Origin of the sequence: Agrobacterium sp. 10MFCol1.1, from assembly GCF_000381165.1 — a bacterium.
Lineage (GTDB): Bacteria > Pseudomonadota > Alphaproteobacteria > Rhizobiales > Rhizobiaceae > Agrobacterium > Agrobacterium tumefaciens.
The window spans coordinates 505,022-518,945 of sequence record NZ_KB906072.1; the positions used below are offsets into that span (position 1 = coordinate 505,022).

Consider the following 13,924-nt stretch of genomic DNA (forward strand, 5'->3'; position numbering starts at 1 on the left):
ACCACTTCTTTACCACGTTTCGTGAATTCTCCGACACGAGGTAACTGCTTCGTCAATCGAAGCATTTTCCTCCATGGGGGCAAATACCGGCTCTAGAATTGCTGCATGTTGTGCGACGGCATTATCAGGCGGGTAGCCGTTGCAACAAACACCGGGCACGCCGGACGGAAGCGAAGCGAGCGAGAAGATGAACGGATTGCGATCGAAAAACCAAAGCCCGAGCGACAGGTCGTCTCTTGATGCTCTCAATCGCACCATTGAAGGCCTTGAAGCCCGCATCGAAGGGCTGATGAGCCAGAAATTTCCGCGCGACCCCCGGGCCACGACAGCTGAGCCGAAAAACGAGGCCCATGCCGCGCCGCGCGAGCCACGCGCCACCGTCACCCCGCCGCAACTCGACCCGGTCAACGAAATCCGCCAGCGCCAGCGCCTGCTTGAGGCAAGCTTCCAGCGCCCGCAGGAGCCCGTTGCGCGCCCGGAACGAACCATTAGCAGACCGCTTGCGCCTGAATACCGGCCGAACGACGTGCAGAACGCGGCGGCCAACCCCGCACCGCGCGCGCGCTCCATCCCGCCCTATCAGGAGCAGCAGCGAAACGACGCGGCCTTGCAGGAGATCGCGCAGGCGCTCGTCAACCTGCGGCATGAGCTGAAGCACGATATTTCAGAAGGCGTGGCGCGCGAAGCGCAAGGGCTGCGAGCCGAAATCCGAAACATTCGCGCGATCGCGGAAGACCAGCAGTTCATCGGCGACCTGCGCGACGATATTGCAAGGCTTGCCAGCAGCATCGACCAGCTCGGCAATCTGGCCTCTCCCGATGCCTACGGGCTGCGCAATGAATTCGATGACCTGCGCCTCACCATCGATCAGCTTGCGCGTGAAGACAGCGTACATCGGATCGAAAGCCGCTGGAACACCGTGGAAGACACGTTGCGCGGTTTCGACACGGCCTCGCTGCAGGACGAAATCGTCTCGCTCGCCTATCGTCTCGACGACATCAAGACCCAGCTCGGCGGCATGAGCAACAATCCCGCCGTGCGCGTGCTTGAGGAAAAGCTGATCACCATCGCAAGCGCTGTGGAGCAGCTCGGCAAGCATATGCAGCCGAACGAGGCTGCCTTTACCGAACAGTTTTCCGGTCTGGACCAGCGACTGGATGAAATCAGCCGCGCCATTGCCGCTACTGGCGCCCGCTCCAACAATGCACAGGCCACCGACAACGCACTGGCACAGCGGCTGGAAACCCGCCTGAACGGCCTTGCCGAACAGCTCGGTGATATCAATCGTATTGCCGCCGCAAAGCCCGATCCTGCTGTGGATCTCACCGCCCGTCTTGAAACGCTGGCCGCCAAGATCGACGAATTGAGCACGGCGCGCGACGCGGCACAGCTGCACGAGCGACTGGACCAGCTTTCCCTGCTTCTGGAGCGTTCGCAGCGCCCCTCACAGCAGGCGGAACTGACATCGTTCCTCAGCGACATTTCCCGCAAGATCGACGCGCTGGATCACGGCACGGTCAATGACGGCCTGGCGGAACGGCTCGACACGCTTTCTCGGCGCATCGAAGACCTTGACTATCGCTACAGCCAGCCGCAGCCCGTTGCTGGTTTCAACGAAGGCACTTTTTCGCGCCTGGAAGAACGGCTTGGCGATATCGCGGCCCGTCTGGACGAGACCGCCCATGCCGCACCCGCCGACAGCGGCGCTTTGCTCAGCCTCGAAAATCAGATCGCCCATCTCTCCTCGCTAATCAGCCAGCCGGGTCATCACCAGCCGGCGGGCATGTCGCCGGAACTCGATGCCCGCATGTCGGCGATCGAGGACTACATGGCGTCCAACGATGAGTATATCATCGAAGCGGCTCGACAGGCGGCCGAGGCCGTTCTGGACGCCTTTACGCGCAACAATGTCTCCTCCGGCGCAAACCTCGCCGATATGACGATGCTGACCGATCTTGCCACCGATCTGCGCAGCCTCGAGGCGCTGAGCCGCAACACGGAAGAACGCACGCACCGCACCTTCGAGGCGCTGCACGAAACGCTGGTGCAGATTGCCGGTCGACTGGACAGCCTTGATAATCGCGCACCCGCTCCCGCCTATCGCGAAGAGGCAGCGCCACGCAACGTCGCGCAGCATATGATTACGCCCGCCCGCGAAGACGTGGCCATGCCGGCCGCCATCTTCCCGCAAGAGGGCTACATCACCGAAGAACAGCTTATTCTCGAAGACACGCGCGATGCCGGCGAAAACGGCGCGGATGCGATGGCAATCGTGCCGCCCGCCGCTGCAAAACCCGCAAAAGCAGAGAAAAAGAGCCTGCTTGCCGGCCTGACCAAGCGTTTCAAAACCGGCACGGCGAAGACCGCCAAATCGGCAGAAGAACCCGTATCGGCAACCACCACCCGCACGCAGGTGGAACCCGCCCCTTCGCTCGATCCGATCGACGTGCTGCCCGCGGGCCAGGAGAACGAACTTCTGGAGCCCGGCTCCGGCGCACCTGATATCAAGAAAATACTGGAACGGGTGCGCGCCAGCCAGGTCGCTTCCAGCGGCAAGGCGGCGGATGCAGAAGGCCGCACGGATTTCATCGCCGCCGCCCGTCGCGCAGCGCAGGCTGCCGCCATGGAAACCTCACCGGAGAAGCTTGAGACCGGCAAGAAAAATCGCAAGCCCGACGCTTCGGCGCTTTCACGTTATCGTCGCCCGCTGCTGCTCGGCATCGGCGCCATTCTTCTTGCGATGATGGCCATGCCGCTCGTCAAGACGATGATGGGCGGCACGGAAGCCCCGGCACCGGTCATCGAAGAGAAGATGGGCGATGCCCCGGTCTCCGCACTTCCCGAGACCGGCGACAAGGCCGTGACCATTCCGTCCGAACTGGCTATCGATTCGCAGGAGGCGGCATCCGCCGACAGCATCGAAAACGCAGCACCATCGGAAAACACCATCGATCCGCGTACCATTGGCGGCGCGCCGCTTGCCAATGAACCGCCTGTTGCCGATGCGCCTGCTGTGGATGCGGCGACATCAGGCACTGTCGCACAGAGTGAGCCGCAGGCACCGGTGCAGGCCGCTACCACAACTGCCGCCGCCCAGGGCGCGATTGCGGTTCCCGCCGGTATCGAGCCAGCATCGCTGGCGGAAGCCGCAGCGAAAGGCGACACGCAGGCGCTGTACGAGATCGCAGCACGCTACACCGAAGGTCGCGGCCTTGCCGCCGATCGCGCGGAAGCCGCCAAATGGTACAAGCTGGCTGCGGATCGCGGCCTTGCTCCCGCACAATATCGTCTCGCCAACCTTTACGAGAAGGCGAACGGCGTCGAGCGCAACCTTTCCGAAGCGAAGCGCTATTACACGCTGGCAGCCGAACAGGGCAATGCAGGCGCCATGCACAATCTCGCCGTCCTGCTCGCCTCCGATGCGGCCGGCCAGCCGGATTTCACCACCGCCGCGCAATGGTTCATCAAGGCTTCCGAACTCGGCGTCCGCGACAGCCAGTTCAACCTTGCCATTCTCTACGCGCGCGGAAGCGGCGTGAAGCAGGATATCGAGGAATCCTACAAGTGGTTCTCCATTGCCGCCAAGGATGGCGACACGGACGCTGCCCAGAAGCGTGACGAGGTTGCGGGAGCGATGAACCCGCAGCAGCTTCAGAGCGCAAGTGCGAAAGCCGACGCGTGGAAGGTCAAGCCGCTTTCGGAAGACGCCAACAGTGTCAATCCGCCCGAGGAATGGGCTGGCAAGGACGGCGTGAAGACTGCCTCCGTGGACATGGAAAAGGCGATCCGCAACATTCAGGCAATCCTGAACAAGAACGGTTTCGATGCCGGCCAGCCCGACGGCAAGCTTGGCAAGAACACGGTTACCGCCATCAAGGATTTCCAGAAATCCGTTGGCCAGACACCCGACGGGCGCATCACCAACGAGCTGGTGACAGCGCTGCTCGCCCGCAACAAATAACCGTTTCGCAACGGACGAGGCGGCCTCCCCGGCCGCTTCCCCGCAGTTTGGCGCCGGAATGTGGCGCTGCTCCCACGCCTGATCGCTATGTTTCCAAATTATCAACGTATTTACCGTTGAATGTTGACACGTCGGACCCTCGCGGGCATGACGGATGAAGGCTGGGCATGCCCGGTCTTTTCAGACAGAAAATGTAAATCGCGGCGCGGCCCCACACCCGGACAAGCCCTGCCGCCCGGAACCATTTGCCCGAGGTCCGAGCCGTGACTGTCTATCTGCCGATTGCAGAACTGTCGGTGAACATTTTCATCATTCTCGGCATGGGCGCGGCCGTCGGTTTTCTTTCCGGCATGTTCGGCGTGGGGGGCGGTTTTCTCATCACCCCCTTGCTGATTTTTTACAATATTCCGCCCGTAGTGGCTGTGGCGACGGGCGCAAACCAGGTGGTGGCCTCTTCCGTCTCCGGCTCGATCACGCATTTCCGGCGCGGAACGCTGGATGTGAAGCTTGGGAGCGTCCTGCTGGTCGGCGGCCTTGTGGGCGCTACGGTGGGCGTGTGGATATTCTCCTTCCTGCGCAGCATCGGCCAGCTCGATCTCATCGTTTCGCTGCTTTATGTCATCCTGCTCGGCACTGTCGGCACCTTGATGCTGAAGGAGAGCATTTCCGCCCTGCGCCGCGCTGCCCGTAATGAGACGGTGACGCTGCGCCGCCCCGGCCATCACAACTGGGTTCACCGCCTGCCGCTGAAAATGCGGTTCAAGAAGTCGAAGATCTATCTCAGCATCATTCCCGTCGTCACGCTGGGTTTCGGTATCGGCATCCTGACCTCGATCATGGGTGTCGGCGGCGGCTTCATCATGGTGCCGGCCATGATCTATCTTCTGCGTATTCCGACCAACGTCGTTGTCGGGACCTCACTGTTCCAGATCATTTTCGTTACCGCCTATACGACCATCGTTCAGGCTGCGACGAACTATTCCGTCGATGTGGTGCTGGCCTTCATCTTGATGGTCGCGGGCGTCATCGGCGCGCAATATGGCGTGCGCGTCGGGCAGAAACTGCGCGGCGAACAGCTGCGCGCGCTTTTGGCGCTTCTGGTGCTTGCAGTCGCCCTTCGCCTTGCCGTGGCACTGGTAGTTCGCCCCGAAGACCTGTTTTCGGTCGCCGTCGGAGGGTTAGGTTATTGACCCACCGCCTGCTGCTTTGCGCCTTTCTGCTTATCGGTTCCTGCCTTGCCTTTAACGCTTCGGCGCAGACACCGCCGCTTGCCCTGCCTCCCGGCACACAGCAGCGGTCCTTGCAGGAAAATATCGAAATCGGCGCATCGACGACGGAGATTCCGATCACCTCCGATTTTCGCGGCGCGGATTTCACGCTTTTCGGAGCTCTTAACAACACCGACCAGTTGCTGCTCGCTATCGGCCAATATGATATCGTCGTCACCCTCGAAGGCCCCAGCGACTACATGACCGTGCGCAAGAAGGAGCGCGTGGCCGGTATCTGGATCAATACCAGCGCCATCACCTTCACGCCGCTGCCGGAATCCTATTCCATGGCCAGCACGCGCGATATCAGCGCCGTCGCTTCGCCTGGCACCTTGCGGGCCATGGGGCTTGGTGTCGAACATCTGTCGCTCAAAAGTGCGGTGTTTTCCGGCGTGCCCGACAATGTCTTCGATTTTCAGGAGGCCTATCGGCGCCTGCGGCTTTCAAGCGGCATCTATCGCAACGACACGACCGGCGTGCGGCTTGAACGCACCGGCCTGTTCTGGGCAACCCTGCGCCTGCCCGCCAACGTCCCGAACGGCGTGCATACCGCCCGTGCCTATCTCTTCAAGAGCGGCAATTTCATCGCCCAGCGCGAGCTGAAACTGCGCGTCGTCAAGACCGGCATGGAACAGGCAATCACGGATGCCGCGCATCAGACACCGCTTGCCTATGGCGCGCTGTGCGTTCTCCTCGCCGTCGTCACGGGCTGGAGTGCCAGTATTATTTTCCGCAAGGAATGAGTGTTTTTCATTCCCGTAAAAGAGCGCGTCTTTCGCCCTCGGCGTAAAAGATAGCGTTCGCTTCCTTCAATGGTTTGCGGTAAAATTCAAGACGTTACAACCACGTACGCAGCTTATGGCGGCAAGTGCGGTTGTGACCGGGATGAAAAGGAGAAATGTCATGTTCAAGCACATTCTCATTCCCACCGATGGCTCGCCGCTGGCGCAGATCGCAATCGACCAAGGGTTCGCTCTCGCCAGAGAGGCAGGCGCAAAGGTGACCGTCGTGACGGTGTCCGAACCCTTTCACGTGATTGCCAGCGATGTCGAGGACATTGCCGCCATTGCCGAAGAGGAATTCCACCGTTGCGAGGAGGCGGAGCATTTTCTGAGAGATACGCAGGCGCACGCCGCATCGATGGGGCTGGATTGCGAAGCCCTGCTGGCGCGGGCGGGACGGCCGGATGAGGCGATTGTCGAAATCGCCAACAGGACCGGCTGCGACCTGATCGCCATGGCTTCACACCGGCGCAGAAGCTTCGTCGAGATGCTTGTCGGCAGCGTTACCGCCAAGGTGCTGAAAAACTCGAAGATACCGGTGCTGGTATACCGCCAATAGGCGGGCGAAGCGATGCGCTCAGCCGAGCAGATTTGAAAACCGTACCGAATAGATGCGGTCCCGCCCCATCAGATGCGCGACGAGTGCAGCGTGGTCAAAGAGGCCGCGCATCGCCTTGTGCCGCAAATCCAGTCCGCCGCTCATCACCCCGAAGGCCGGCATCAACAGGCGGGAACCATCGGTGGCGAAACAGGGGCGCCGCACCGTTTTTTCGCGACGGCGAACAGTGGCGGAGGGATGCAGATGGCCTGCGATTTCACCCGCGGCATCTCCTACCTTAGGCTCGTGGCGGAAAACGAGATTGCCATAAAACATCTCATCTACCGAAGACCCCGGCAGATCGACCGTGCCATCCGGATCGTGATTGCCGTTGATCCATATCCAGTCACGGCCACGGGCCATCTCGCGGATCAGTTCGCGCAGCATAAGCGGCAGATGCTCGGACCCGACCCGATCGTGGAAATTGTCGCCGAGGCTGACGACGATCTTCGGATCGTAACGGCTGACAAGGGAAGACAGGATTTTGAGGGTAGCGATCGTGTCGTAAGGCGGCAGCATGCGCCCGCGCCGGGCAAAGGCCGCACCTTTTTCAAGATGCAGGTCCGAGACAACCAGCAGCGACAGATCGGGCAGGTAAAGCCCACCCAACGGGTCACACCAGGCGGCGACGCCGTTGATGGCAGTTTCGCTGCCAAGGCATTCGAAGCCATTGGAAAACCTGTCGCTCAATGTCAGTCGGCTCAGCACTTTTGTGGTCGTTCCTTCATTCCAGTTTGATGCCTCAGGACATGGCTTCGGCGATAAGCTCGTCTGCGGCCTCGGCCAGCACCTGATCCATCGCCTCGCCCGCCACCGTCTCGCGGCCGATTTCCAGCATGACGGGAACGGCAAGCGGCGAGACGTGCTCCAGTGCACGATGGGTGGTGTGACCCTTGATTCGCTTCAGCATATCGCCAAGACGGCCAATGTCCAAAAGTCCCGCCGCCGCATCACGTCTGGTTGCCTCCAGCAGAATATGATCCGGCTCATGGCTGCGAAGAACGTCATAAATAAGATCGGCGGAGACCGTGACCTGACGGCCCGTCTTTTCCTTGCCGGGATGGCGGCGTTCGATGAGGCCTGAAATGACGGCACAGTTGCGGAAGGTCCGCTTCAGCATGAAGGATTCGTCCAGCCACGCCTCGAGATCGTCGCCCAGCATGTCCTCGTCGAGAAGTTCCGCCAACGACAGGCGGCGGGATTTCAGCCGCCTGCCAATATCCTCCATGGCCCAGATGGCGAGCGAATAATCGGTGGCAACGAAGCCCATGGGCTTTGCGCCCGCCCGTTCCAGCCGCCGTGTCAGAAGCATGCCGAGGGTCTGGTGAGCCAGCCGCCCTTCAAAAGGATACATGACCATGAAGAAGCGTTTGCGGAAGGGAAATGTCTCGACCAGCAGCTCGTCGCGCTTGGGAATGATCGATTTTTCCTTCTGGATTGCCAACCAGTCGCGCACCTGATCCGGCAGCGACTGCCAGCGGGCGGGATCGGACAGCATGGAGCGCACCTGGTCCGCAAGGTAGGTGGAAAGCGGAAACTTGCCGCCGGCATAGGAGGGTATCTTCGGGTCCATCGAAAAGGCCTGCGACACCAGGCATTCATTCTCCCGGATGCCTTCGAAGCGCAGAACCTTGCCGGCAAACAGGAAGGTATCGCCCTGCACCAGCTGCTCGAGGAAATATTCCTCGACCTTGCCGAGCGACATGCCACCGCGTCCGACCGAGCCCTTGGCATTGCGCTTGACCATGCGGACATTGAGTTCCGCAGCCTCGACGATGGTGCCGAGGTTGAGGCGATATTGCTGCGCGACCGCCGGATTGGAGACACGCCAGCGGCCGTCCTTCATCTGGCGGATGCGGGCGTAACGTTCATAGGTGCGCAGTGCGTATCCACCGGTAGCGGTAAAATCCACAACGCGGTCGAAGGTAGAACGCGGTAGATCGGCATAGGGTGAAGCGCTGGTCACTTCACGATAGAGATCATCCGCATCGAAAGGTTCGGCGCAGGCCATACCGAGCACATGCTGGGCAAGAACATCCAGTGCGCCTTGCGCGATGGGGGGCGTATCCTGCGCGCCGATATAGTTCGCATCGAGTGCGGCCCGGCACTCCATCACCTCGAAACGGTTGGCGGGAACGAGGATTGCCTTTGACGGCTCATCCATGCGGTGATTGGCGCGGCCGATGCGCTGGGCAAGGCGGCTCGCCCCCTTTGGCGCGCCGACATGCACGACGAGATCGACATCGCCCCAGTCTATCCCGAGATCGAGCGTGGAGGTGGCGACGACCGCGCGCAATTTGTTTTCAGCCATCGCGGCCTCCACCCGGCGGCGCTGTCCGGCATCCAGCGAACCGTGATGCAAGGCGATCGGAAGATTATCGTCGTTTACATTCCAGAGTTCCTGAAAAATCCTTTCCGCCTGCGAACGGGTGTTAACGAAGATGAGCGTCGTCTGGTGCGCCTTCAGAGCGGGATACAAATCCTTCATGGCGTAGCGCGCGGAATGGCCGGACCATGGAATACGCTCCTCCGTCTGCAGAATGGCGATGTTTGGCTTGGCTCCGCCTTCCACTGTTATAAGACCTGCGGGCGGTTCTCCCTGCCCCTGCGGTGCCAGGTAACGGCGCAAATCCATCGGCTCCGCCACCGTGGCGGAAAGGCCAATGAAGCGGACATGCGGCGCGTGCCTGCGCACCCGCGCGAGCGCGAGCGACAGCAGATGGCCACGCTTGGAGGTGACGAGCGAGTGCAGCTCATCCAGCACCACATATTTCAGGTCGCGGAAAAAGCGCTCGGCTTCCTTGTTGGCAAGCAGCAGCGACACCTGTTCCGGCGTCGTCAGGAGAATATCGGGCGGTTTGACCTTCTGGCGCTGGCGTTTTGCCTGCGGCGTATCGCCGGTGCGGGTTTCGATTGAGATCGGCAGGCCCATTTCCGTGACAGGCTTGGTGAGATTGCGTTCGATATCCACCGCAAGTGCCTTGAGCGGCGAGATGTAAAGCGTGTGCACGCCGACAAAGGCGGAGCCCGGCGGCACCTTGCCGCGTTCAGCAAGATCGGTGAGCGACGCCATGAAGCCGCCCAGCGTCTTGCCGGCACCCGTCGGTGCAATCAGCAGCATGTTTTCGCCGCCACGCGCCCGAGCCATCAGCTCCAATTGATGCGCGCGCGGGGACCACCCTTTTTCGGCAAACCATTTCTGGAATGAAAGGGGCAAGGTGCCGACATGCGTGCCGGAAATGGGAGACTCAGCGTGTTTCACGCCTTCAAGGTAGTGAGAAACCTTGAAAAAAGAAGAGCGGAACAGAGCTGCTTGACAGGAATGCATAGTCATGGATAAATAATATCCACGATACTAAAGCAAACCAAACGTGAGCAAATCGGATGAAACTCGGCGACGGCGTTGAACAGGCCATTCACAGCGTAGGCATGTTAGCGGGACTTTCCGAAGGCGGCGTGCTTTCGGCGGCGGCGCTGGCAGAATTCCATGGCGTTTCCACGAGTTATCTCTTGAAGCACCTGCAATTGCTTTCCGGTGCCGGAATAGTTTCCACCGTACCAGGGCCGAAGGGCGGTTATCGTCTGGCCCGGACAACCGACAAGATTACCCTGCTTGATATTGTTCTGGCCGTGGAGGGACCACAGCCTGCCTTTCGCTGCGCAGAAATTCGCCAGCGCGGGCCGAACCCCCTGCCGGGACGTTATTTCACCAAGCCCTGCGGCATCAACGCCGCGATGCTGAAGGCGGAGAAAGCCTATCGGGCGGAACTCGCTAAAACCAGCATTGCCGACATTCTGGGCGACCTTGCCGCCACTGACGACGGCGGCATTGCGGCACGCGGCTGCGCCTTTCTGGAGCTGAACGAGCGCAGGACGGCGACGCGCTAGAACCTAAAAAGACCCGACCATCTGAAATACCGGAGAGCTTCGCAGCTTCCCGGAACGATGACACATGCCCCTCAAACTGAACCACGAATGGAGAGAGACACATGAAAACCCGTTTGAACTATGCCAAGGCATCCCCCGAAGCCTTCAAAGCCGTGATGGCGCTCGAAACCTACGTCCAGAGCAGCGGCCTCGAGCGCCGCTTCGTTCATCTCATCAAGCTGCGCGCATCAATCATCAATGGCTGCGCGTTCTGTGTGGACATGCATGTGAAGGAAAGCCGTCACGACGGTCTTTCCGAACAGTGGATCAACCTGATGAGCGTTTGGCGGGAATCCCCGGTATATACCGAACAGGAACGGGCGTTGCTCGGCTGGGTGGATGCGGTAACGAAGATTGTCGAAACCGGCGCTCCGGATGACGCCTTCGAGGCCCTGAAGGCGCATTTCTCCGATGAGGACATCGTGAAGATCACCGTTGCCATCGGTGCCATCAACACCTGGAACCGCATCGCCGTCGGCTTCCGTTCGCAGCACCCGGTCGAAGCGGCAGCAAAAGCAGCCTGATCCGCTTTACCTGCACCGGACGACCGTTACATGGCGATGTAGCGGTCGTTTCTATGATTGATGGCGAGCGCGAGGTTCATGACTAGCGCGCCGAGGATGGAGCACAGGATGACGAAGGGTGTCGCCACGAAGAATGAGCAGGCCAGCACCATGCCATCGAAGGCGAGCTGGACGAGACCGGCGCGCCAGCCAAAACGGTCCTGGAGATAAAGCGCCAATATGCCGAAGCCGCCGAGGCTAGTGCGATGGCGGAACAGTGCAAGCATGCCTGCCGCGACCGTCAACCCGCCGAAAAGGGCGGCCGCGACGGGATTGATGCTTTCGAAAGCGAAGAAGCCCGGCATATATTCCGAAAGCAGCGCCGTCATGGCAATGGCGCAAAAGGTCTTGACCGTGAAAGCAAGGCCGAGACGGCGGAAGGCGAGATAATAAAACGGCAGATTGACGAGGAAGAACACCGCGCCGAAGCTAAAGCCGATCGAATAGTGCACCAGAAAGGCAATACCCACCACACCCCCGGTGAGGAGGCCCGCAGCGGAAAGCAGCGTCACGCCGAGCGAGACCAGCATGCTGCCCGCCAGAACGCCCTGGGCATCTTCCAGCAGCGAATGGCGATCGGGCGCAGAAGCCCAGATATTCACGCGCTTGCGCGTAGTCGTATCGCCCATGCCTGTTCCCCTGATTTTCCGGCCTTGATCGAGCTATTGCGCCCAAGCGCGAGAGATTTCAAGCGTACTTTCTTCAGCGCACAACGATGTATCTGTCCGAGCGGTGGTTGATGGCGAGAAACATGTTCAGCACGAAGGCGCCGACAATCGAATAGACGACGGTGGCCGGATCGATGACGAGGAAGGCGCAGAGCATCACGAATGCATCGAAGGCAAGCTGGATCAGGCCGGCGCGGATGCCGAAGCGGTCCTGAATATAGATGGCCAGAATGCCGATGCCGCCGAGGCTGGCGCGATGGCGATAAAGCGCCAGCAACCCGTAACCGAGGAGCAGGCCACCGAGCAGCGCCGCCCAGAGCGGGTTGATGCTGTCAATGACCATCCAGCGCGCTTCCACTTCCGTCAGCACCGAAACAAGACCGATGGCAATGAAGGTCTTGATGGAAAAGGCAAGACCGAGGCGGCGGAACGAGAGGTAATAAAAGGGCAGATTGACGAGGAAGAACAGGAGGCCGAAGCTGATGCCGAAGGCATAGTGAATGAGGAAGGCGACGCCGGCGGTGCCACCGGTCAAAAGGCCGACCTTGTTCAGCAGATAAAAACCGAGCGCCGATACGATAGCTCCGGTAACGATGCCCTGCACGTCTTCCACGGGCGCATGTTTGGCCGGATCCGAACTCCACATGCTGTAAACGCTTCTCGTTCTGCTCACGCTTTTTCCCTCAGGTTTCCGCGCATTTTGCACTGCAACAAACACGCGATCAAGATGGATACGTAAGGACGACTGACCTATCGTGAAAAAGGCAAGAAACGAAATGTTCAGGCTTTGGCGCGGGCAAGAAAAAGAATGCCGGAAAGGGGTTTTCCGGCATCCTTGCGAATGGTGGTTTTGCGGATTTCGATAAGAGAATAGCCCGCCCGCTCAAGAAGGCCGGTCACATAGCTTTTCGAATGTGCGTAACGCAACGATTCCCGCAGCACAAAACCATCTTCATCCCCTGCGTCCTCCACCGAAAAGGCGAAGAAACCGGAGGGCACAAGCAGGGCCGAAACGAGGGGCATGACGGTTTCGAGACTGCCGAGATACATCATCACGTCGGCGGCGGCGACGAGGTCCGCGCGGTGGTGCGGCATTGCCGGCGCGAACAGTCCCGAGGCATCAGCTTCCAGCGATAGATCGGCCTGGCCGAGATGGGCGTAAAGTCCCTTTTCCTCCGCCTTGGCGAGCATGTTCTGGGAAATGTCGAAACCTTCCAGCCGCTTCGCCAGGGAGCGGATTTCAACGCCGAGAAGGCCGGTGCCGCAGCCGATATCGACAATGGTGTCGAAGACGCCGCCTCCCGCCGCCTTGCCGATCAGTTCCGCCAGCTTCTGCGGTACGCTGTAATCCAGTTTCTCGACGAGCGACGTTTCGAAACGGTCGGCATAATCGTCGAACAGCCCTTCTACATAACGGCTCGGCGGCTGCTCCGGTGTGTCCGCGGCGCCGAGAACCGCGAGTTTCAGTTCGGCTGCAAACAGCCCTTCCGTATCCAGTTCGGCGACTTTTTCGTAAGCCGCCACGGCTTTGTCCGTTTCCCCCGCCTTTTCATGATATTCCCCGAAGCGAAACCAGCCCGCCGTCCACCGTGGCGCAAGTTCAAGCGCCTGCTCCATGAGTTCGGCGGCGGCGGGATAATCACCGCTCTCCGCCAACATGCGGGCATAGTCCGCCCGGCGGTCGGCAATGACGTCACCGGAAGAAAACTGGTTTGGGGCCATTCAAGATTTCCTGAGAAGATGTCGGCTGTCATTTATCAAGCCATAAAAAAACTCAAGTCCTATTTCATGGCGCACTCATGGAATTGCGAATATGACGCGATATAGTGCACCGAAACTTGCATCGAAGCAGCGTGCTTCATATGTCAGGACAAAACAGGAGACTTGCTGATGGCCGGTGAGGTCAACAAAATGCTGGGTGATACGGTGGCCCGCACCGTGGTGAAGCTGCTGGTAGTTTCATTGCTCGTCGGCTTTCTGATGGCGATCTTCGGATTGACGCCATGGAATATCATCTATGGCGCACGCGACTTCGTGGTTGATCTGTGGCGCAGCGGTTTCCACGCGCTTGGCGCAATCGGCGACTATCTGATCCTTGGCGCGACGATCGTCATACCCATTTTCATCATCCTGCGCCTCCTGAGCTATCGCCGCTGA

Annotated in this window: 12 protein-coding genes; 7 read left to right on the forward strand and 5 right to left on the reverse strand. The window is 60.1% G+C overall.

Annotated features, from left to right (window positions below; translation table 11 throughout):
* Positions 1-187 precede the first annotated feature (187 nt).
* The 4 genes from podJ to F617_RS0102620 all read left to right on the forward strand — a co-directional run bounded on the left by podJ (position 188) and on the right by F617_RS0102620 (position 6,570).
* A complete protein-coding gene (gene podJ, locus F617_RS0102605; RefSeq protein WP_019564328.1) occupies positions 188-3,961 on the forward strand; it encodes a cell division protein PodJ in 3,774 nt (1,257 codons plus the stop codon).
* Between the two features lie 263 nt (positions 3,962-4,224).
* Entirely contained in the window at positions 4,225-5,151 is a 927-nt protein-coding gene (locus tag F617_RS0102610; protein ID WP_003514964.1) for a sulfite exporter TauE/SafE family protein, read from the forward strand.
* Positions 5,148-5,972 carry a TIGR02186 family protein gene (locus tag F617_RS0102615; RefSeq protein WP_019564329.1) on the forward strand — a complete coding sequence of 275 codons (825 nt, stop codon included), beginning with the start codon at positions 5,148-5,150 and terminating at the stop codon, positions 5,970-5,972. Before F617_RS0102610 ends, F617_RS0102615 begins: the two co-directional genes overlap by 4 nt.
* A gap of 160 nt (positions 5,973-6,132) precedes the next feature.
* A complete protein-coding gene (locus F617_RS0102620; protein WP_003514961.1) occupies positions 6,133-6,570 on the forward strand; it encodes a universal stress protein in 438 nt (145 codons plus the stop codon).
* Between the two features lie 18 nt (positions 6,571-6,588).
* On the opposite strand, the gene pdeM is transcribed toward F617_RS0102620, so the two are convergent.
* Positions 6,589-7,317: a ligase-associated DNA damage response endonuclease PdeM gene (gene pdeM, locus F617_RS0102625; RefSeq protein WP_025592414.1), complete on the reverse strand. Its 729-nt coding sequence runs from the start codon at positions 7,315-7,317 to the stop codon at positions 6,589-6,591.
* 34 nt (positions 7,318-7,351) lie between these two features.
* Positions 7,352-9,943 (reverse strand): ligase-associated DNA damage response DEXH box helicase, encoded by a 2,592-nt coding sequence (locus F617_RS0102630; RefSeq protein WP_245260752.1) that lies wholly within the window; start codon positions 9,941-9,943, stop codon positions 7,352-7,354.
* A gap of 50 nt (positions 9,944-9,993) precedes the next feature.
* On the opposite strand from F617_RS0102630, the gene F617_RS0102635 reads away from it, so the two are divergent.
* Together F617_RS0102635 and F617_RS0102640 are read left to right on the forward strand one after the other, a co-directional pair.
* Entirely contained in the window at positions 9,994-10,497 is a 504-nt protein-coding gene (locus F617_RS0102635) for an Rrf2 family transcriptional regulator (RefSeq protein ID WP_013635435.1), read from the forward strand.
* Positions 10,498-10,598: 101 nt separating this feature from the next.
* Positions 10,599-11,060: a carboxymuconolactone decarboxylase family protein gene (locus F617_RS0102640; protein ID WP_019564332.1), complete on the forward strand. Its 462-nt coding sequence runs from the start codon at positions 10,599-10,601 to the stop codon at positions 11,058-11,060.
* A 26-nt stretch (positions 11,061-11,086) separates the two neighbouring features.
* Here the strand turns inward: F617_RS0102640 and F617_RS0102645 are convergent, their stop codons facing one another.
* The 3 genes from F617_RS0102645 to F617_RS0102655 all read right to left on the reverse strand — a co-directional run bounded on the left by F617_RS0102645 (position 11,087) and on the right by F617_RS0102655 (position 13,489).
* Positions 11,087-11,728: a YitT family protein gene (locus F617_RS0102645; RefSeq protein ID WP_003514952.1), complete on the reverse strand. Its 642-nt coding sequence runs from the start codon at positions 11,726-11,728 to the stop codon at positions 11,087-11,089.
* 73 nt (positions 11,729-11,801) lie between these two features.
* Complete coding sequence (locus F617_RS0102650; RefSeq protein ID WP_003514951.1) at positions 11,802-12,413, reverse strand: YitT family protein; 612 nt, start codon at positions 12,411-12,413, stop codon at positions 11,802-11,804.
* A gap of 134 nt (positions 12,414-12,547) precedes the next feature.
* A complete protein-coding gene (locus F617_RS0102655) occupies positions 12,548-13,489 on the reverse strand; it encodes a class I SAM-dependent methyltransferase (RefSeq protein WP_019564333.1) in 942 nt (313 codons plus the stop codon).
* A 168-nt stretch (positions 13,490-13,657) separates the two neighbouring features.
* Here F617_RS0102655 and F617_RS0102660 point away from each other — a divergent pair, with 168 nt between their 5' ends.
* Positions 13,658-13,924 (forward strand): DUF6460 domain-containing protein, encoded by a 267-nt coding sequence (locus tag F617_RS0102660; RefSeq protein ID WP_003514949.1) that lies wholly within the window; start codon positions 13,658-13,660, stop codon positions 13,922-13,924.